This window comes from Paenibacillus sp. SORGH_AS_0306 (assembly GCF_030819345.1).
Taxonomy (GTDB): domain Bacteria; phylum Bacillota; class Bacilli; order Paenibacillales; family Paenibacillaceae; genus Saccharibacillus; species Saccharibacillus kyungheensis.
In genome coordinates, this window is the sequence record NZ_JAUTBP010000001.1 from 4,565,399 (window position 1) to 4,580,658 (window position 15,260).

Sequence of the window (15,260 nt, forward strand, 5' to 3'; positions counted from 1 at the left end):
TGATAACAATGATTATTCCGTTCTATACTAACAGCCGAGGTGTGTATAAAGCACTTCGCTGTTAGCGTTTTGGTATCTTTATCACAATTTCATAATGGTCTTCATGATCTTGTTCAGATGTATTAATAGCGAGCCCTGATCCAGACACAAGATCAATCGATTGGCGAATTGTATTCAATGCTAGTCTTACATCTTTGGTATACGAGATCCGTTTAGATTTTTTAACAGTATTTGTTTTTTCTTTATAAAAAGCTACACGAGCTTCTGTTTGTTTTACATTCAATTCTTTTTCAATAATGTCATTCAGTACACGAAGTTGTAACTCTTCACTTCCAAGCGATAATAGAGCGCGAGCATGTCGTTCAGTAACTTGGCGAGCCATTAATGCTTGCTTTATTACATCAGGTAAATTTAAAAGCCTAATTTTGTTCGCAATCGTAGACTGGCTTTTACCCAAGCGTTGAGCCAAACTTTCCTGAGTCAGATCATGCAAATCAATTAATTTTTGATAAGCCATCGCTTCTTCGATCGCTGTTAATCCTTCACGTTGCAAATTCTCAATCAATGCGATCGAAGCTGCTTGTGAATCATTGAACTCACGAACAATAGCTGGAATCGTTGGCATACCTAGTTTGGTAACCGCCCGATAGCGTCGTTCACCTGCAATAATTTCGTATTTATTATTACGAATACGTACAACAATAGGCTGAATTACACCATGAGTTTTGATCGTCTGGCACAATTCTTCGATTTTAGCATCATCAAAAATAGTACGGGGTTGATACGGGCTAGTTGTAATATTCGCAACCGGTATCTGTTTGACTTCTTCCCCATGTGCGCGTTCAGTCAAGCCAAACAATTTGGAAAATTGTTCTTTCATTCGGTATAAGACCACCTAATCTCATGATAGCAACACCTGAATAACAGATGTACTTGATAATACGAATAAGACATTCAACTAATTTCCTTGTACTTCCATCTATATTATTTTAGCACTTTTCAACCCATAATCCTATGATAGAACAACAAAAATTGTGACTAAAATTATAGTGATCTATATTCAAACATAACAAAAAGTTGTACAGCATGTTCCACGTGAAACAATGCTATACAACTTTTGCACAAAGACTATTCTAGTCATGATCAAGCTATCACATATTAGCCTAAAGGTTCTTTCATCGGTGTACCTGCTTTGCGCGGATACTTGGCTGGTGTAGCAGCTTCTTTAGTAATAAGAATAATATGACGATCCGATTCTTCTATAGGCAATTGGAAATGATGAACTTCACGAACTTTTCCTTTTAACAATCCTAGACTGCGAAAAGCATGCTGAATTTCTTCAGCAGGATCGATCCCTTTCATCGCTGCAAATGTACCATCTGTTTTTACAAACGGTAAGCAAAATTCATTTAATACCGAAAGCTTGGCAACTGCTCTAGCGGTTACTAGATCGTGATGATCACGATAACCTTCTTTTTGTCCCCACTCTTCTGCACGACCATGAATTAATTCCACACCCTGTAGTCCCAGACGATTCACTACACTTTGCAAAAATTGAATCCGTTTATTAAGCGAATCGATAATCCGTAGCTTGATATGTGGGAACATAATTTTAAGCGGAATACCTGGAAATCCAGCACCTGATCCGATATCAGCAAGTGTCTGTATTTCATTCAAATCCATATAAAAAGCAAGAGAAATCGAATCATAAAAATGCTTGTTATATACTTGGTCTCGTTCAGTGATGCCAGTCAAATTCATTTTTTCATTCCAGGTAATTAGCTCTTGATAATACCCTTCAAACTGTTCTAATTGTTGCTCATTAATTGCAATATGTTGTGCTGCTAATGTGTCAGTAAAATGCTGTTGAATTGGATCCATTCCTTACCCCCGTGCTGCGGTTACCCGATTATAGTGTTCTAGATATACAAGTAGAACTGAAATATCTGCTGGTGTTACGCCAGATATCCGTGAAGCTTGTCCGATTGATAAAGGGCGGATTTTAGCCATTTTTTGTTGAGCTTCTGTAGCTAATCCTTTTACTTCTTCATAGACAATCGTTTCAGGCAATTTCTTTTGTTCCATTTTTTTCAGACGTTCGACATGAGATTGTTGTTTTTCAATATAACCTGCATATTTGATCTGAATCTCAACTTGCTCTTTCATATCTTCTGTTAATGGTTCAGGTGAAGGCGATACTGCTTCAATAATGCTATACGATACTTCTGGACGACGAAGCACTGTTAGTAGATCTACACCATTTTGTAGCGCAGACGAATCGATCGTTGCTAACAATTCATTGATCTCGACAGGTTTTACTTTTGTTTTGCTAAGACGTTGAATCTCTTGCTCTACTTTAGCTTTTTTATCCAAAAACTTCTGATAACGATCTTCTTTAACCAGACCAATATCATGTCCAATTTCGGTTAAACGCATATCGGCATTATCATGACGAAGCAACAAGCGATATTCTGCACGTGAAGTCAGTAGACGGTAAGGTTCGTTAGTTCCTTTAGTCACTAGATCATCGATCAATACACCGATATATCCTTGCGAGCGATCTAATACAACGCCTTCTTTACCTTGTGCTTTGCGTGCAGCATTGATTCCAGCCATAATCCCTTGACCTGCGGCTTCTTCATAACCAGACGTACCATTGATTTGTCCAGCTGTGAACAATCCAGGCATTTGTTTGGTTTCAAGTGTAGGCCACAATTGTGTAGGCACCATTGCATCATATTCGATTGCATATCCGTTACGCATCATTTCTACTTTTTCCAATCCTGGAATCGAGCGTAATACTTGTAATTGCACTTCTTCAGGCAGACTGGTAGAAAGACCTTGTACATAATATTCAGACGTATTTTTACCTTCAGGTTCTAGGAAAATCTGGTGTTTTGGTTTGTCGCTAAAACGAACAATTTTATCTTCAATAGACGGACAGTAACGCGGCCCTGTTCCTTCGATCATACCCGAGAACATCGGTGCACGATGAAGATTGTCGCTAATAATTTGATGCGTTTCTAAAGAAGTATATGTTAACCAGCAAGGCATTTGCTCATTGCTTGACGATTCGGTTTCATAAGAGAAAAATTTAACTTTATCATCACCTGGTTGAATTTCTGTTTTGGAGAAATCAATACTATCACGATGCACACGTGGTGGTGTACCTGTTTTGAAGCGAACCAATTCAAAACCTAATTCTTTCAAATGTTCTGACAATTTGATTGAAGGTTGTTGATTGTTCGGACCACTTTCATAAGCCAATTCGCCCATAATAACTTTACCACGTAAATACGTGCCTGTTGTTAATACGATTGATTTACCTTTATACGTTGTACCTGTCTTCGTAATAACTCCTGTGCAATGTCCATCTTCAACGATAAGACGCTCTACCATACCTTGACGAAGCGTCAAATTAGGCTCTTCTTCCATCGTTTCTTTCATCGTATGCTGATATGAAAATTTGTCTGCTTGTGCACGTAGCGCATGTACAGCAGGACCTTTAGCTGTATTTAACATCCGCATTTGAATAAATGTTTTATCGATATTGCGTCCCATTTCGCCGCCAAGCGCATCAATTTCACGTACTACATGCCCTTTAGCCGGTCCACCTATAGAAGGATTACATGGCATAAATGCCACCATATCCAGATTAATCGTAATCATCAATGTACTGCATCCCATACGTGCCGCCGCAAGTGCTGATTCACAACCTGCATGCCCTGCACCGATTACAATAACATCATATTCTCCACCCATATATGTCATGGAGTGTACCTCCTCTATATTTCAAGTCATACAGTTTTGCTGCACAACTAAACATTATATTATTTATAGCTCACGTCAGATTGAATCATACTCAAGCCTACACTCAAGTATATCGTAAAACAACCACACTCATGTGATAAAATCGTAAATTTAACGCAATTTTTAAATGTTTATGTTAAAAACGCTGTATAACGACTTATTTTCCTAGACAAAATTGCGAGAAAATTTGATCAATCAACGAATCTGGAGCAGAATCGCCTATAATTTCCCCTAATTGTTCCCATGCTAGACGCACATCAATTTGAATCAAATCGATTGGAATCATATCATCAGACGCTTGATACGCATCTTGTAACGAACGTTTCGCTTGTTTGAGCAGTGCAATATGGCGCACATTACTTACATACGTCAGATCAGCCGATTCTAATTTACCTCCAAAAAATAACGTTGAGATCGCTTCTTCTAACTTATCAATACCTTTTTGATCTTTCACAGACATCGTAACAATACTTTCTTTCGGGAAATACTCTTCCAATTTCACCAGATCCAACTGACGATACAGATCCATTTTATTCACAATAATAATAACCTGACGATCTTTCAATTGTTCTAATAACTGAATTTCATCTTCATGTAAAGCTTCATTGTGATTAAGTACCAGTAAGATTAGATCTGCTTCACTTACAGCAGTACGGGATCGTTCAACACCAATCTTTTCTACTACATCAATCGTTTCTCGAATACCAGCGGTATCTAACAATTTCAAAGGAATATTGTTAATCGTTACGAACTCTTCTATAACATCACGAGTAGTACCCGGAATATCCGTAACAATAGCGCGGTTATCTTGCGCTAGTGTATTAAGCAGTGAAGATTTGCCTACATTCGGTCGCCCTACGATTGCGGTTGTAATGCCTTCACGCAGAATCTTACCTTCATTAGCGGTACGTAATAATTCATCGATCCCACCGATCACTTCAAGTGATTTTTGTTTGATAAAATCAGAAGTAACTGATTCTACATCATGTTCAGGATAATCAATATTCACTTCAATATGAGCAACCATTTCGATTAATATCTGCTGTAGTGGTTTGATCTGACGGGATAACTTCCCTTCCACCTGACGCAATGCTACTGAAAAAGCTTTGTCTGATTTGGAACGAATCAAATCGATTACACCTTCAGCTTGTGACAAATCGATCCGTCCATTTAAAAAAGCACGTTTGGTAAATTCGCCTGGTTCTGCAATTCGAATCTGTTGTTGCAGTAGAAGTTCCATCAGGCGACGTACAGATACAACCCCACCATGCGAACTGATTTCAACCACATCTTCAGTAGTAAATGAACGCGGTGCACGCATAATCGTCACCAGTACTTCTTCCATTTTTTCACCTGAATCAGGATCGATAATATATCCATAATGTACAGTATGACTATCAGCATCAACTAATTTTTGTTTTCCTCGAAAAAGTTGATCCACTTCTCCGATCGACTGTGGTCCACTGACACGAATAACTGCTATCCCGGCTTCTCCGACAGCAGTAGATATAGCAGCAATAGTATCACTTATCATAATGATGATTCACCTTTCTTTCTCCAAAATTAAAATCAATATCTTCCTAACTAAATAAAAAGCAATGATCTTCTGCCCGAAAGGCAAAAAATCATTGCATGACGTTTACTCATTATCGAAGTGTAATCACTACACGGCGATTAGGTTCTTCGCCTTTACTGATCGTTTTCACACGAGCATGGTTTTGAAGTTTGGCATGAATCACTTTACGTTCCTGCGAAGACATAGGTTCCAGTACCACTTCTTTTCCACTACGAATTACTCTACCTGCCAAACGATCTGCTAAATCTTCTAATGTTTTCCGGCGACGTTCGCGGAAATTTTCAGCATCTAACAAAATGCGTACATATTTGTCTGAATAACGATTGGCTACAATATTTACTAGATATTGAAGAGCATCTAACGTTTGACCGCGGCGACCTATCAGTAGCCCCAGATCATTACCCGAGATATTCATCGTATATCCATCACGATTGCGCTTAATATCAACTTCTAATTCAAGACCTATACTTTGACCGACTTCTTTGACAAATTGTATGGCTTCATCATGAGAATGAGTAGATGCACTGCCTTCCTTGTCTGCTATCTCTGTAATTGATGGAGATGCAGTAGAACGATCTTCCAGGGAGACAGGGACAGCAGGGCTGGAAGGAATCTGCACAGTCGGCTTAGATGACAACAGTGTCAATTCTACTTTGGCAGGTTTCGCTCCAAATAGACCCAGGAATCCTTTTGACGGCTGTTGCAATATTTGCACTTGCACTTGTTCCTTACTCGCACTTAGACGGGTAAGCCCTTCTGCTATAGCATCATCAATGGTTTTTCCAGACGTAATGACTGTGGTCATTTCGAAATTGGGCCCTCCCTTGTGGTGCTCAGAATGTAAAAACGATAGATCGATAATACGTTACATCTATAGTTAGAACGCTGCCCCGGGGAACAGCGCTCCAATAGAATTTCTTAACGACGTTTCTTTTTCGATTTTTTCTTGTTACGAGCTTTGTTGTTAGCAATTTTGCGAGCAGCACTTGTTGTATCTGTAACTGCACCCAGATCAGTAACGACTGTATTTTTGTTACGATACAAGAAATAGTTCTGTACGATTGTGTAAATATTACTGTATACCCAGTACAGCGGAAGTGCTGATGGGAATTGATAAGACATGACGAAAATGATGATCGGATACATATACATCATAATTTTCATAGGACCCTGCATTTGTGCTGGGTTCATACTCATCATCATTTTAGTTTGAAGGAATGTGGTGATTGCAGCGATAACCGGCAAAAAATAAACCATTTATCCGGTTCACCTAGTTGTAACCATAAAAACGTATGCTCACGAAGCCCTGTGTTGTAGATAATCGCATTATACAAAGCGATAAAAACAGGCATCTGAATAATCAATGGTAAACAGCCGGCAGCCGGGTTAACCTGATTTTCCTGGAATAACTTCATTGTTTCAGCTTGTTGTCTTTGTGGATCATCTTTGTATTCTTCGCGCAATTTTTGTAATTGCGGTTGAATTGCTTGCATTGCTTTAGAACTTTTGACTTGTTTTAACGTCAATGGCAAAATCAATGTACGTACGATAAGCACCAGAACCAAAACCGCCAGACCATATTCTCCGCCAAACCAATCAGCGAAAGTGTCTAAAGCGTAGGCAAACCAGTACACGACGTAACGTTGCCACCAACCTCCGTTCTGTAAATCCTCTGTCGAATGCGTTGCCATATTAGTCGGTGTACAACCTGCTAAAATAGCCATCATCAATCCGGCAGCTATGAGGAGCATCCATCTTCCTCTGCGAATCTTCAATAACGACACTTCAAAACCCCTCTCTTAGCCATTCCATTTCCCTGCAAATCATACCATATTTAGCAACACAAATAAACTGAAAGCACTACCGTTGTGAACGCTTAATTAAAGAAGATTTACGTAGGACGTGGAGGATACTTTTTTCAAGCTCCTTATATTGTAGAGAAAGTGCACCTTTGCGTACGATAAATACCATATCGATCTGCGGTACAATCTCAGCAGCATGATGACGCACAATTTCTTTCACCATACGACGCATCCGATTACGGACAACTGCATTCCCTACCTTTTTACTGACAGACACACCCATCCGAAATTGTTCAATATCTTTTTTATGAAACCAATACACCACAAATTGATGGTTTGCAAAAGAACGACCATGACGGTATACACGGCTGAAATCTGCTCGGTTCCGTAAACGCAGTTTTTTTTGCACCGTAATTTCCCCTTAATTTCAAAACAAGAATAGTAGACTTCTTTTATATATAGTAAATGAAAAACTTTTTTATCATTATTTTGAGTGTAAAGAAAAAAAGACCACCGCAGTGGTCTTAAAGTAATTTACGCGCTTAGGACTTTTCTGCCTTTAAGGCGACGAGCCGCCAGCACTTTACGGCCATTTTTAGTACTCATTCTTTTACGGAATCCGTGTACTTTACTACGTTTTCTTACGTTAGGTCTGAATGTTGGTCTCATATTGTGCACCTCCTTGCAGGAAATCTATATTCCATATTTAATTGGTTCTATTCACATAAAAATTCCCTTATACATTTAAACACGAAATGTCTATATAAGTCAATGAAATTTCATTTATTACATTTGCCCTATTTTCTTTATATGTAGAAAGAGGGAATACGTCACACAAATTATCTTTATCCACCATGCTTATTTTCAAGCTAAAAAACTCCTCATTTTTCGGTTTATCCACAGGGTTCTTTTCCTGCTCTTTTTTCCACAGTTATACACTTTCTAAAAATCTTCCTGTGTATAATTCAAAAATTTTTCCACAACCAAAAAGTTTGTTCCAAACAATTTATAAACAATATCTAGTGGTGTGCATAAGTTTTATACACAACAGATTGAATTTGTGGATAAATTATCGGTTTTCGTTGAAATAAAGGGTTCTTTTTGGTATTATTATATTGTTTTTGACTGTGAATAGATTATTCTAACCTAAAAATTATCAACAGCCTGTGGATAAAGTTGTGAACAATTTCTTCTTATCCTTTTTTTAGTTTATCCACCTTCTGGTATTCTGGGGATAATTCTACGCCATTCATTATAATTATCATTTTCAATATTTCCGATATCCGCGCATGGCTTCAGCCACACATTGGAAGTTTAAAAGGAGTGACAGTCTGTGGACAGCCATACTTCCGAATTATGGCAGCAAATATTATCCATTATTCAAACAAAGCTGAGTAAGCCTAGCTTTGACACCTGGTTCAAAGCAACCAAAGCGCTGACTTTTACTGAGAACTCGATTGTAATTTCAGCACCAACCACTTTTGCTGTAGAATGGCTTGAAAGCCGGTATACCAAATTGGTAAGTTCAACCGTTTTTGAATTTTTGGGAAGACAAGTAGATGTGAAGTTTGTGATCGAAGAAGCACTTCCTGAGGAATCGCTTTTACCTGCACAGACTCAATCGCAACCTGCTATTTCGATGCGAGAAGAACCACTTGCTAATATGCTAAACACCAAATATACATTTGATACATTTGTAATTGGTGCTGGTAATCGTTTTGCGCATGCTGCTTCATTAGCGGTAGCCGAAGCACCTGCCAAAGCATATAATCCATTATTTTTGTACGGCGGCGTAGGACTGGGCAAAACTCATCTAATGCACGCAATCGGACATTATATTTTGGAACATAATCCAAATAGCAAAGTGGTATACATTTCTTCCGAGAAATTTACAAACGAATTTATTAACGCTATTCGTGACAACCGCGGGGAAAGTTTCCGCAACAAATACCGCAATATTGATATTTTGTTGATTGATGATATTCAATTTTTAGCGGGCAAAGAACAGACACAAGAAGAATTTTTCCATACGTTTAATGCACTGCATGAAGAACGTAAGCAGATCATTATTTCTAGTGATCGACCGCCAAAAGAAATTCCAACACTTGAAGAAAGACTTCGTTCACGGTTTGAATGGGGATTGATTACTGATATTCAGCCTCCAGATCTAGAGACACGCATCGCTATTTTGCGGAAAAAAGCGAAAGCGGAGAATTTAGATATTCCGAATGAAGCGATGGTCTATATTGCTAATCAGATTGATACGAATATTCGCGAACTAGAAGGTGCTTTGATTCGTGTTGTCGCTTATTCGTCACTAACCAATCAAGATGTAACTTCTCATCTCGCTGCTGAAGCGCTCAAAGATATTATTCCGTCCAGCCGTCCACGAATGATTACAATTCAGGATATTCAACAAAAAGTTGGCGAATTTTATAATTTGAAAATGGAAGATTTTAAAGCCCGTAAAAGAACCAAAGCTGTGGCTTATCCACGCCAAATTGCGATGTATTTATCACGGGAATTAACAGATTATTCTCTGCCTAAGATTGGGGAAGCTTTCGGGGGACGAGATCATACTACCGTAATCCATGCGCATGAGAAAATTTCAAGAACGCTTAAGATTGATCAGGAGTTGTTCAAAGTTGTGAATAACTTAACGGAAAAGATTAAAAATCCATCCTGAATAAGTCACAAGCCTATACACAATCTATACACATGTGGATAGGCTTACTTACACGTGGGTTTGAAGGGGTTATCCACATATCCACTGCCCCTACTACGATTACTATAAAGATTTAATATATATCTTCTTAATAAAAACACGTTCTGAAATTCATCAAATGACTTCAAACATTTGTGATAAAGATGAACCTTGCTGATTAGGAGTGAAACCATGAAGATCCAAATTTCCAAAAGTTATTTGAATGAATCGATACAACATGTTTCCAAAGCAATTTCGAGCCGTACAACGATCCCTATTTTGACAGGGATCAAATTTGATGTTTCGTATACAGGTGTCACGTTAACTGCAAGTGATACAGATATTTCGATCCAATCCTTTATTCCTGCTGAAGACAATGACAAAACGATCGTACAAATTGATCGTGCAGGCAGCGTTGTTTTACCTGCTAAATTTTTCGTAGAAATTATCAAAAAACTTCCTTCTTCTGAAATCGAAATGGAAGTTCGTGACGGTTTTCAAACGTTTATTCGTTCAGGTGCTACAGATATCCAGCTGGTAGGACTAGATCCAGAAGAATTCCCTGTTCTTCCAAGCATCGAAGAAAATCAACAAATCTCTATTCCAGGCGATCTGCTCAAAAATATGATTAAGCAGACTGCTTTCTCTATTTCTACACAAGAAACAACGCCTATTTTGACAGGGGTACTTTGGAATCTAAACGAAAGTGAACTCAAATTCGTTGCTACAGACCGCCATCGGTTAGCAAGTCGTACTGTTCATATGAGCGAAGATACAGGAGTACGTTTTAGCAATGTTGTTATCGCTGGTAAAACGTTAAACGAATTAAGCAAAATTATTCCTGACCAAAACACATTATTAGATATCGTTGTAGCGGATAATCAGGTATTATTTAAAATTGATCGTGTGCTTTTCTATTCCCGTATACTGGACGGAACATATCCGGATACATCCAAAATCATTCCGACCAATTTCAAAACAGAAATCGTTATCGATACCAAAAAATTAGCCGATTCAATCGATCGTGCGTATTTGCTTTCTCGTGAAGAAAAAACCAATATCGTGCGTATGCAAACATTGGACAATGGAGCTGTTGAAATTTCCTCTAGTTCTTCCGAGCTTGGTAAAGTAACGGAACAGCTTGAAGTTGCTCGTTTTGAAGGCGAACCATTACGTATTTCTTTCAACTCCAAATATATGTTGGATGTGCTAAAAGTGATCGAAAGTGAACAATTAGCGATTCAATTTACAGGTGTAATGAGCCCGATCATTATCAAACCGCAAGATGATAGCCGCAGTCTGTATATCATTTTGCCTTACCGTACAACCAACTAATCCAATCATCACAAACCAAAGGATTAAATAAAATAGCCAGGTATTTTGCAACAAGTTCCTGATCTGTTACCAATCATGAGAACCGTTGATAAATACCTGGCTATTCATATCCATCACCTATTTTGCTCTACGAAAGGACGATACTTTTCTCATGGAACATATCACAATATCCACAGAATATATTAAGCTTGATCAATTTTTAAAATTAGCAGGTTGTATATCCACAGGCGGTAGTGCCAAAGCTCTTTTGCAAGAACAAATGGTACAGGTAAACGGAGAATTAGAAGAACGTCGCGGACGCAAATTGTACCCTGGGGATGAAGTCCAGGTGCAGGGAGAGGGCTCATACAAAGTACAAAGTGAACAATAATCTGGAGGACCTCATCCATGTTTATTAACGAAGTCAGTCTGCAAAACTATCGCAATTATGATCATCTCCACCTGGATTCCTTCGCTGCTGTCAATTTGTTTATCGGGCAAAATGCTCAAGGTAAAACAAATTTGATCGAAGCTCTTTTCGTTTTGGCACTTTCCAAATCTCATCGAACCAATAAAGATAAAGAACTGATTGCTTTTCATGCCGAACAAGCTCGAATTACGTGTGAAGCTGAAAAAAAATACGGTAAAGTCAAATTAGAGTTAAACTTTACGAACAAAGGCAAACGTGCTAAAATCAACGGTCTGGAACAACGCAAATTAAGTGAATTTGTAGGAACGATCAATGCGGTGATGTTTGCACCAGAAGATTTAGAAATTGTTAAAGGATCTCCTGGAGTACGTCGCCGTTTTTTAGATATGGAGATTGGTCAAGTTCAACCAAGCTATCTTTTCCATTTGCAGCAATACCAGAAAATTTTAATCCAGCGTAACAATTATTTAAAACAAGCATGGAGCGCAGGGTCTAAAGATTCTACAATGCTCGATATTTGGAATGAGCAGTTAGTCGAACATGGCGTCAAAATTATCAAAAAACGAAAACAGTTTATCCACAAGCTTCAAGGCTGGGCAGAAACTATCCACATGGGGATAACTGGCGGCAAAGAGAATTTGATTCTTTCGTATGTCCCTTCGTTTGGCACTGCGGATGAGGAAGATGAAGCTGTCTTATTTGAGCAATTTATGGTAAAATTATCACAAGTGAAAGAACAGGAATATCGTCGTGGAGCAACACTTGCAGGTCCACATCGTGATGATCTAACTTTTCATATCAATGGCAATGAAGCAGCTGTTTTTGGTTCTCAGGGACAACAGCGTACAACCGCCCTGTCATTGAAATTAGCAGAGATCGAATTGATACGTGAAGAAATTGGAGAATACCCTATTCTTTTGCTAGACGATGTTTTATCTGAACTGGATCCTTATCGTCAGACACAACTGATCGAAACCTTTCAAGGTAAAGTACAGACATTTATTACAGCAACCGGAATCGAAAGTTTAAATACAGAGCGTCTTAAAGAAGCTCAGATTTTCCATGTCCATCAAGGACACGTTGAGAAGTAGGGAGGACTACAGACTATGTATATTCACTTGGGCGGCGAGAAGATTATCCGTTCCTCGGAGCTTGTCGCGATTTTTGATATATCGATCGAAAAGTCTTCCAAAATTTCTAAGCAATTTGTAAATAATGCTCTTGAAAATAAAAAAGTAGAATCGATTGGTGAAGAAGAACCCAAGTCGATCGTAGTCACGAAAAACAAAGTGTACTACTCTCCTATTTCTTCCTCGACGCTCAAAAAACGAGCAAATAGTTTTTTTGTTAATGCATGAACGCAGTTGTAGATATAGCTGCCTGAAATTATAGAAGTAGGTGAAAATCGCATGTCTATGAATCAACCGGCTTATGATGCGAGCCAGATACAGGTACTTGAAGGACTAGAAGCGGTTCGCAAGCGTCCGGGTATGTACATTGGATCCACAAGCTCTAAGGGTCTTCATCACTTGGTTTGGGAAGTCGTAGATAACAGTATCGATGAAGCACTTGCAGGTCATTGTGATCACATTGAAGTGACTATTCACGAGAACAATAGTGTAACTGTTGTCGATAATGGACGTGGGATTCCTGTAGGGATTGAAGCCAAAACGCAACGTTCTGCACTAGAAGTTGTTATGACTGTTCTTCATGCCGGTGGTAAATTCGGTGGTGGAGGATACAAAGTATCAGGCGGTCTGCATGGTGTAGGTATCTCTGTTGTTAACGCACTATCTGAACATGTTAAAGTCGTTGTCAAAACGGAAGGTCAAATTCATCAACAAGAGTATATGCGCGGAGCTCCTCAGTACGATATCAAAGTGATCGGACAAATGGGAGAAGATGAAGATACAGGGACAACTGTTACCTTTAAGCCTGACTCTGAAATCTTTACAGAAACAACGATATTCGATTACGACACATTGCTTGGTAGAATTCGTGAATTAGCTTTCCTGAACAAAGGAATAGCAATGACGATTACAGACGAACGCACAGGTGTAACCAACACCTTTAAATACGAAGGCGGTATTATCGAATATGTTCAGTATTTGAACAAAAATCGTGAAGTACTGAATGAACAACCGATCTATGTTGAAGGTTCACGTGACATGATTCAAGTTGAAGTGGCTTTGCAATATAACGAGAGCTACGCTGAGAATATTTATTCTTTTGCTAATAACATTAATACGCACGAAGGTGGTACACACGAATCTGGATTTAAAAGTGCCCTAACACGTATTATTAATGATTATGCTCGTCGTAACGGATTGCTTAAAGACAACAACGGTAATCTAACTGGTGAAGATGTTCGTGAAGGATTAACAGCGATCATTTCTGTCAAAATTCCTGAACCTCAATTTGAAGGACAGACCAAAACAAAATTGGGAAACAGTGAAGTTCGTGGGATTGTAGAATCTTTATTCTCAGAGAAGCTACAAGAGTTTATGAACGAAAATCCTGCTGTTGCTCGTCGTGTACTTGAGAAGTCTTTACAAGCGTCTAGAGCACGTGAAGCTGCTCGTAAAGCGCGTGAGTTAACTCGCCGTAAAAGTGTACTAGAAGTGAGTGCATTGCCAGGTAAACTAGCAGATTGCTCTTCCAAAGACGCTTCGATCAGCGAATTGTATATTGTCGAAGGTGACTCTGCTGGTGGATCAGCGAAGCAAGGACGTGATCGTCACTTCCAAGCGATTTTGCCTTTACGTGGTAAAATTCTAAACGTTGAAAAAGCACGTTTGGATCGTATTCTAGGTAATGCTGAGATTAGAGCAATCATTACTGCTTTAGGTACAGGTATCGGTGAAGAATTTGATCTTTCCAAAGCACGCTATCACAAAGTAATCATTATGACTGATGCTGATGTCGATGGTGCTCATATTCGTACACTCTTACTGACTTTCTTTTACCGCTATATGCGTCAACTACTGGAAGCAGGCTTTATTTATATCGCACAACCGCCTTTATTTAAAGTAGAACGCAACAAAACAGCAGTCTACGCTAACTCTGAAAAAGAGCGCGATGCGATTATTGCTGGCTTTGGCGAAAATGCTAAATTCAATGTTCAACGTTACAAAGGTTTGGGTGAGATGAATGCAACTCAACTTTGGGAAACAACGATGGACCCTGAAAGTCGTATCATGTTACAAGTAAGTATTCCTGATGCGATTTTAGCAGATACTATTTTTGATACATTGATGGGTGATAACGTAGAACCGCGTCGTGACTTTATTCAAGAACACGCTAAATACGTAACCAACCTTGATGTATAATCCTTACTATTTATCGATTTAAAGATATAAATATGCAGTAGATAAAGAGCATCTTGTTATATACAGATGCTCTTTTATTTTTGTAGTCACTATATTTACAAAAGCTTTGAAAATCATGATGAAATACAGGACATTATCCAATAAAAATGGTATAATAAAGTGATGTAGTCGTAAGCATAGCTAGAGCGGACAACACAGTACAGAGTAGAAACTTTTAACCATATTCTGGCGACAAGAAACTTATTTTATACATTGTATAAGCAAGCATTTGTGCAAGCAAAACGAAGGCTGCAAT

General features: G+C 38.7%; 13 protein-coding genes and 1 pseudogene. 6 read left to right on the forward strand and 8 right to left on the reverse strand.

Annotation, left to right across the window (positions count from 1 at the left end; translation table 11 throughout):
* Positions 1-61: 61 nt before the first annotated feature.
* The 8 genes and pseudogenes from noc to rpmH all read right to left on the reverse strand — a co-directional run bounded on the left by noc (position 62) and on the right by rpmH (position 7,857).
* Positions 62-880 (reverse strand): nucleoid occlusion protein, encoded by an 819-nt coding sequence (gene noc / locus QE450_RS20190; protein ID WP_273614295.1) that lies wholly within the window; start codon positions 878-880, stop codon positions 62-64.
* A gap of 278 nt (positions 881-1,158) precedes the next feature.
* Positions 1,159-1,881: a 16S rRNA (guanine(527)-N(7))-methyltransferase RsmG gene (rsmG, locus tag QE450_RS20195; RefSeq protein ID WP_307301685.1), complete on the reverse strand. Its 723-nt coding sequence runs from the start codon at positions 1,879-1,881 to the stop codon at positions 1,159-1,161.
* 3 nt (positions 1,882-1,884) lie between these two features.
* The gene (gene mnmG, locus QE450_RS20200; protein WP_307301687.1) at positions 1,885-3,771 is read right to left on the reverse strand and encodes a tRNA uridine-5-carboxymethylaminomethyl(34) synthesis enzyme MnmG; all 1,887 of its coding nucleotides are present in this window, start codon (positions 3,769-3,771) and stop codon (positions 1,885-1,887) included.
* Positions 3,772-3,967: 196 nt separating this feature from the next.
* A complete protein-coding gene (mnmE, locus tag QE450_RS20205) occupies positions 3,968-5,344 on the reverse strand; it encodes a tRNA uridine-5-carboxymethylaminomethyl(34) synthesis GTPase MnmE (protein WP_273614298.1) in 1,377 nt (458 codons plus the stop codon).
* 112 nt (positions 5,345-5,456) lie between these two features.
* Positions 5,457-6,191, reverse strand: a complete 735-nt coding sequence (gene jag / locus QE450_RS20210; RefSeq protein ID WP_273614299.1) for an RNA-binding cell elongation regulator Jag/EloR — start codon at positions 6,189-6,191, stop codon at positions 5,457-5,459.
* A 113-nt stretch (positions 6,192-6,304) separates the two neighbouring features.
* Positions 6,305-7,170: pseudogene (locus QE450_RS20215) on the reverse strand (YidC/Oxa1 family membrane protein insertase).
* A gap of 76 nt (positions 7,171-7,246) precedes the next feature.
* Complete coding sequence (rnpA, locus tag QE450_RS20220; RefSeq protein ID WP_069326379.1) at positions 7,247-7,597, reverse strand: ribonuclease P protein component; 351 nt, start codon at positions 7,595-7,597, stop codon at positions 7,247-7,249.
* A gap of 125 nt (positions 7,598-7,722) precedes the next feature.
* Positions 7,723-7,857, reverse strand: a complete 135-nt coding sequence (gene rpmH, locus QE450_RS20225; protein ID WP_069326378.1) for a 50S ribosomal protein L34 — start codon at positions 7,855-7,857, stop codon at positions 7,723-7,725.
* 664 nt (positions 7,858-8,521) lie between these two features.
* Here rpmH and dnaA point away from each other — a divergent pair.
* From dnaA to gyrB, 6 genes are all read left to right on the forward strand, one after another.
* Positions 8,522-9,874: a chromosomal replication initiator protein DnaA gene (gene dnaA / locus QE450_RS20230; RefSeq protein WP_069326377.1), complete on the forward strand. Its 1,353-nt coding sequence runs from the start codon at positions 8,522-8,524 to the stop codon at positions 9,872-9,874.
* A 210-nt stretch (positions 9,875-10,084) separates the two neighbouring features.
* A complete protein-coding gene (gene dnaN / locus QE450_RS20235) occupies positions 10,085-11,227 on the forward strand; it encodes a DNA polymerase III subunit beta (RefSeq protein ID WP_273614300.1) in 1,143 nt (380 codons plus the stop codon).
* Positions 11,228-11,378: 151 nt separating this feature from the next.
* Positions 11,379-11,597 (forward strand): S4 domain-containing protein YaaA, encoded by a 219-nt coding sequence (gene yaaA, locus QE450_RS20240; RefSeq protein ID WP_204825738.1) that lies wholly within the window; start codon positions 11,379-11,381, stop codon positions 11,595-11,597.
* A gap of 17 nt (positions 11,598-11,614) precedes the next feature.
* Positions 11,615-12,727 carry a DNA replication/repair protein RecF gene (recF, locus tag QE450_RS20245; RefSeq protein WP_273614301.1) on the forward strand — a complete coding sequence of 371 codons (1,113 nt, stop codon included), beginning with the start codon at positions 11,615-11,617 and terminating at the stop codon, positions 12,725-12,727.
* Between the two features lie 15 nt (positions 12,728-12,742).
* A complete protein-coding gene (remB, locus tag QE450_RS20250; RefSeq protein WP_069326373.1) occupies positions 12,743-12,994 on the forward strand; it encodes an extracellular matrix regulator RemB in 252 nt (83 codons plus the stop codon).
* A gap of 51 nt (positions 12,995-13,045) precedes the next feature.
* A complete protein-coding gene (gene gyrB, locus QE450_RS20255) occupies positions 13,046-14,965 on the forward strand; it encodes a DNA topoisomerase (ATP-hydrolyzing) subunit B (protein WP_273614302.1) in 1,920 nt (639 codons plus the stop codon).
* Positions 14,966-15,260 lie beyond the last annotated feature (295 nt).

Excerpts from the sequence above, each read along its gene's own strand:
- noc (WP_273614295.1), bottom strand. The coding sequence starts at position 880 with ATGAAAGAACAATTTTCCAAATTGTTTGGCTTGACTGAACGCGCACAT.
- rsmG (WP_307301685.1), bottom strand. The coding sequence starts at position 1,881 with ATGGATCCAATTCAACAGCATTTTACTGACACATTAGCAGCACAACAT.
- mnmG (WP_307301687.1), bottom strand. The coding sequence starts at position 3,771 with ATGACATATATGGGTGGAGAATATGATGTTATTGTAATCGGTGCAGGG.
- mnmE (WP_273614298.1), bottom strand. The coding sequence starts at position 5,344 with ATGATAAGTGATACTATTGCTGCTATATCTACTGCTGTCGGAGAAGCC.
- jag (WP_273614299.1), bottom strand. The coding sequence starts at position 6,191 with ATGACCACAGTCATTACGTCTGGAAAAACCATTGATGATGCTATAGCA.
- rpmH (WP_069326378.1), bottom strand. The coding sequence starts at position 7,857 with ATGAGACCAACATTCAGACCTAACGTAAGAAAACGTAGTAAAGTACAC.
- dnaN (WP_273614300.1), top strand. The coding sequence starts at position 10,085 with ATGAAGATCCAAATTTCCAAAAGTTATTTGAATGAATCGATACAACAT.
- yaaA (WP_204825738.1), top strand. The coding sequence starts at position 11,379 with ATGGAACATATCACAATATCCACAGAATATATTAAGCTTGATCAATTT.
- recF (WP_273614301.1), top strand. The coding sequence starts at position 11,615 with ATGTTTATTAACGAAGTCAGTCTGCAAAACTATCGCAATTATGATCAT.
- remB (WP_069326373.1), top strand. The coding sequence starts at position 12,743 with ATGTATATTCACTTGGGCGGCGAGAAGATTATCCGTTCCTCGGAGCTT.
- gyrB (WP_273614302.1), top strand. The coding sequence starts at position 13,046 with ATGTCTATGAATCAACCGGCTTATGATGCGAGCCAGATACAGGTACTT.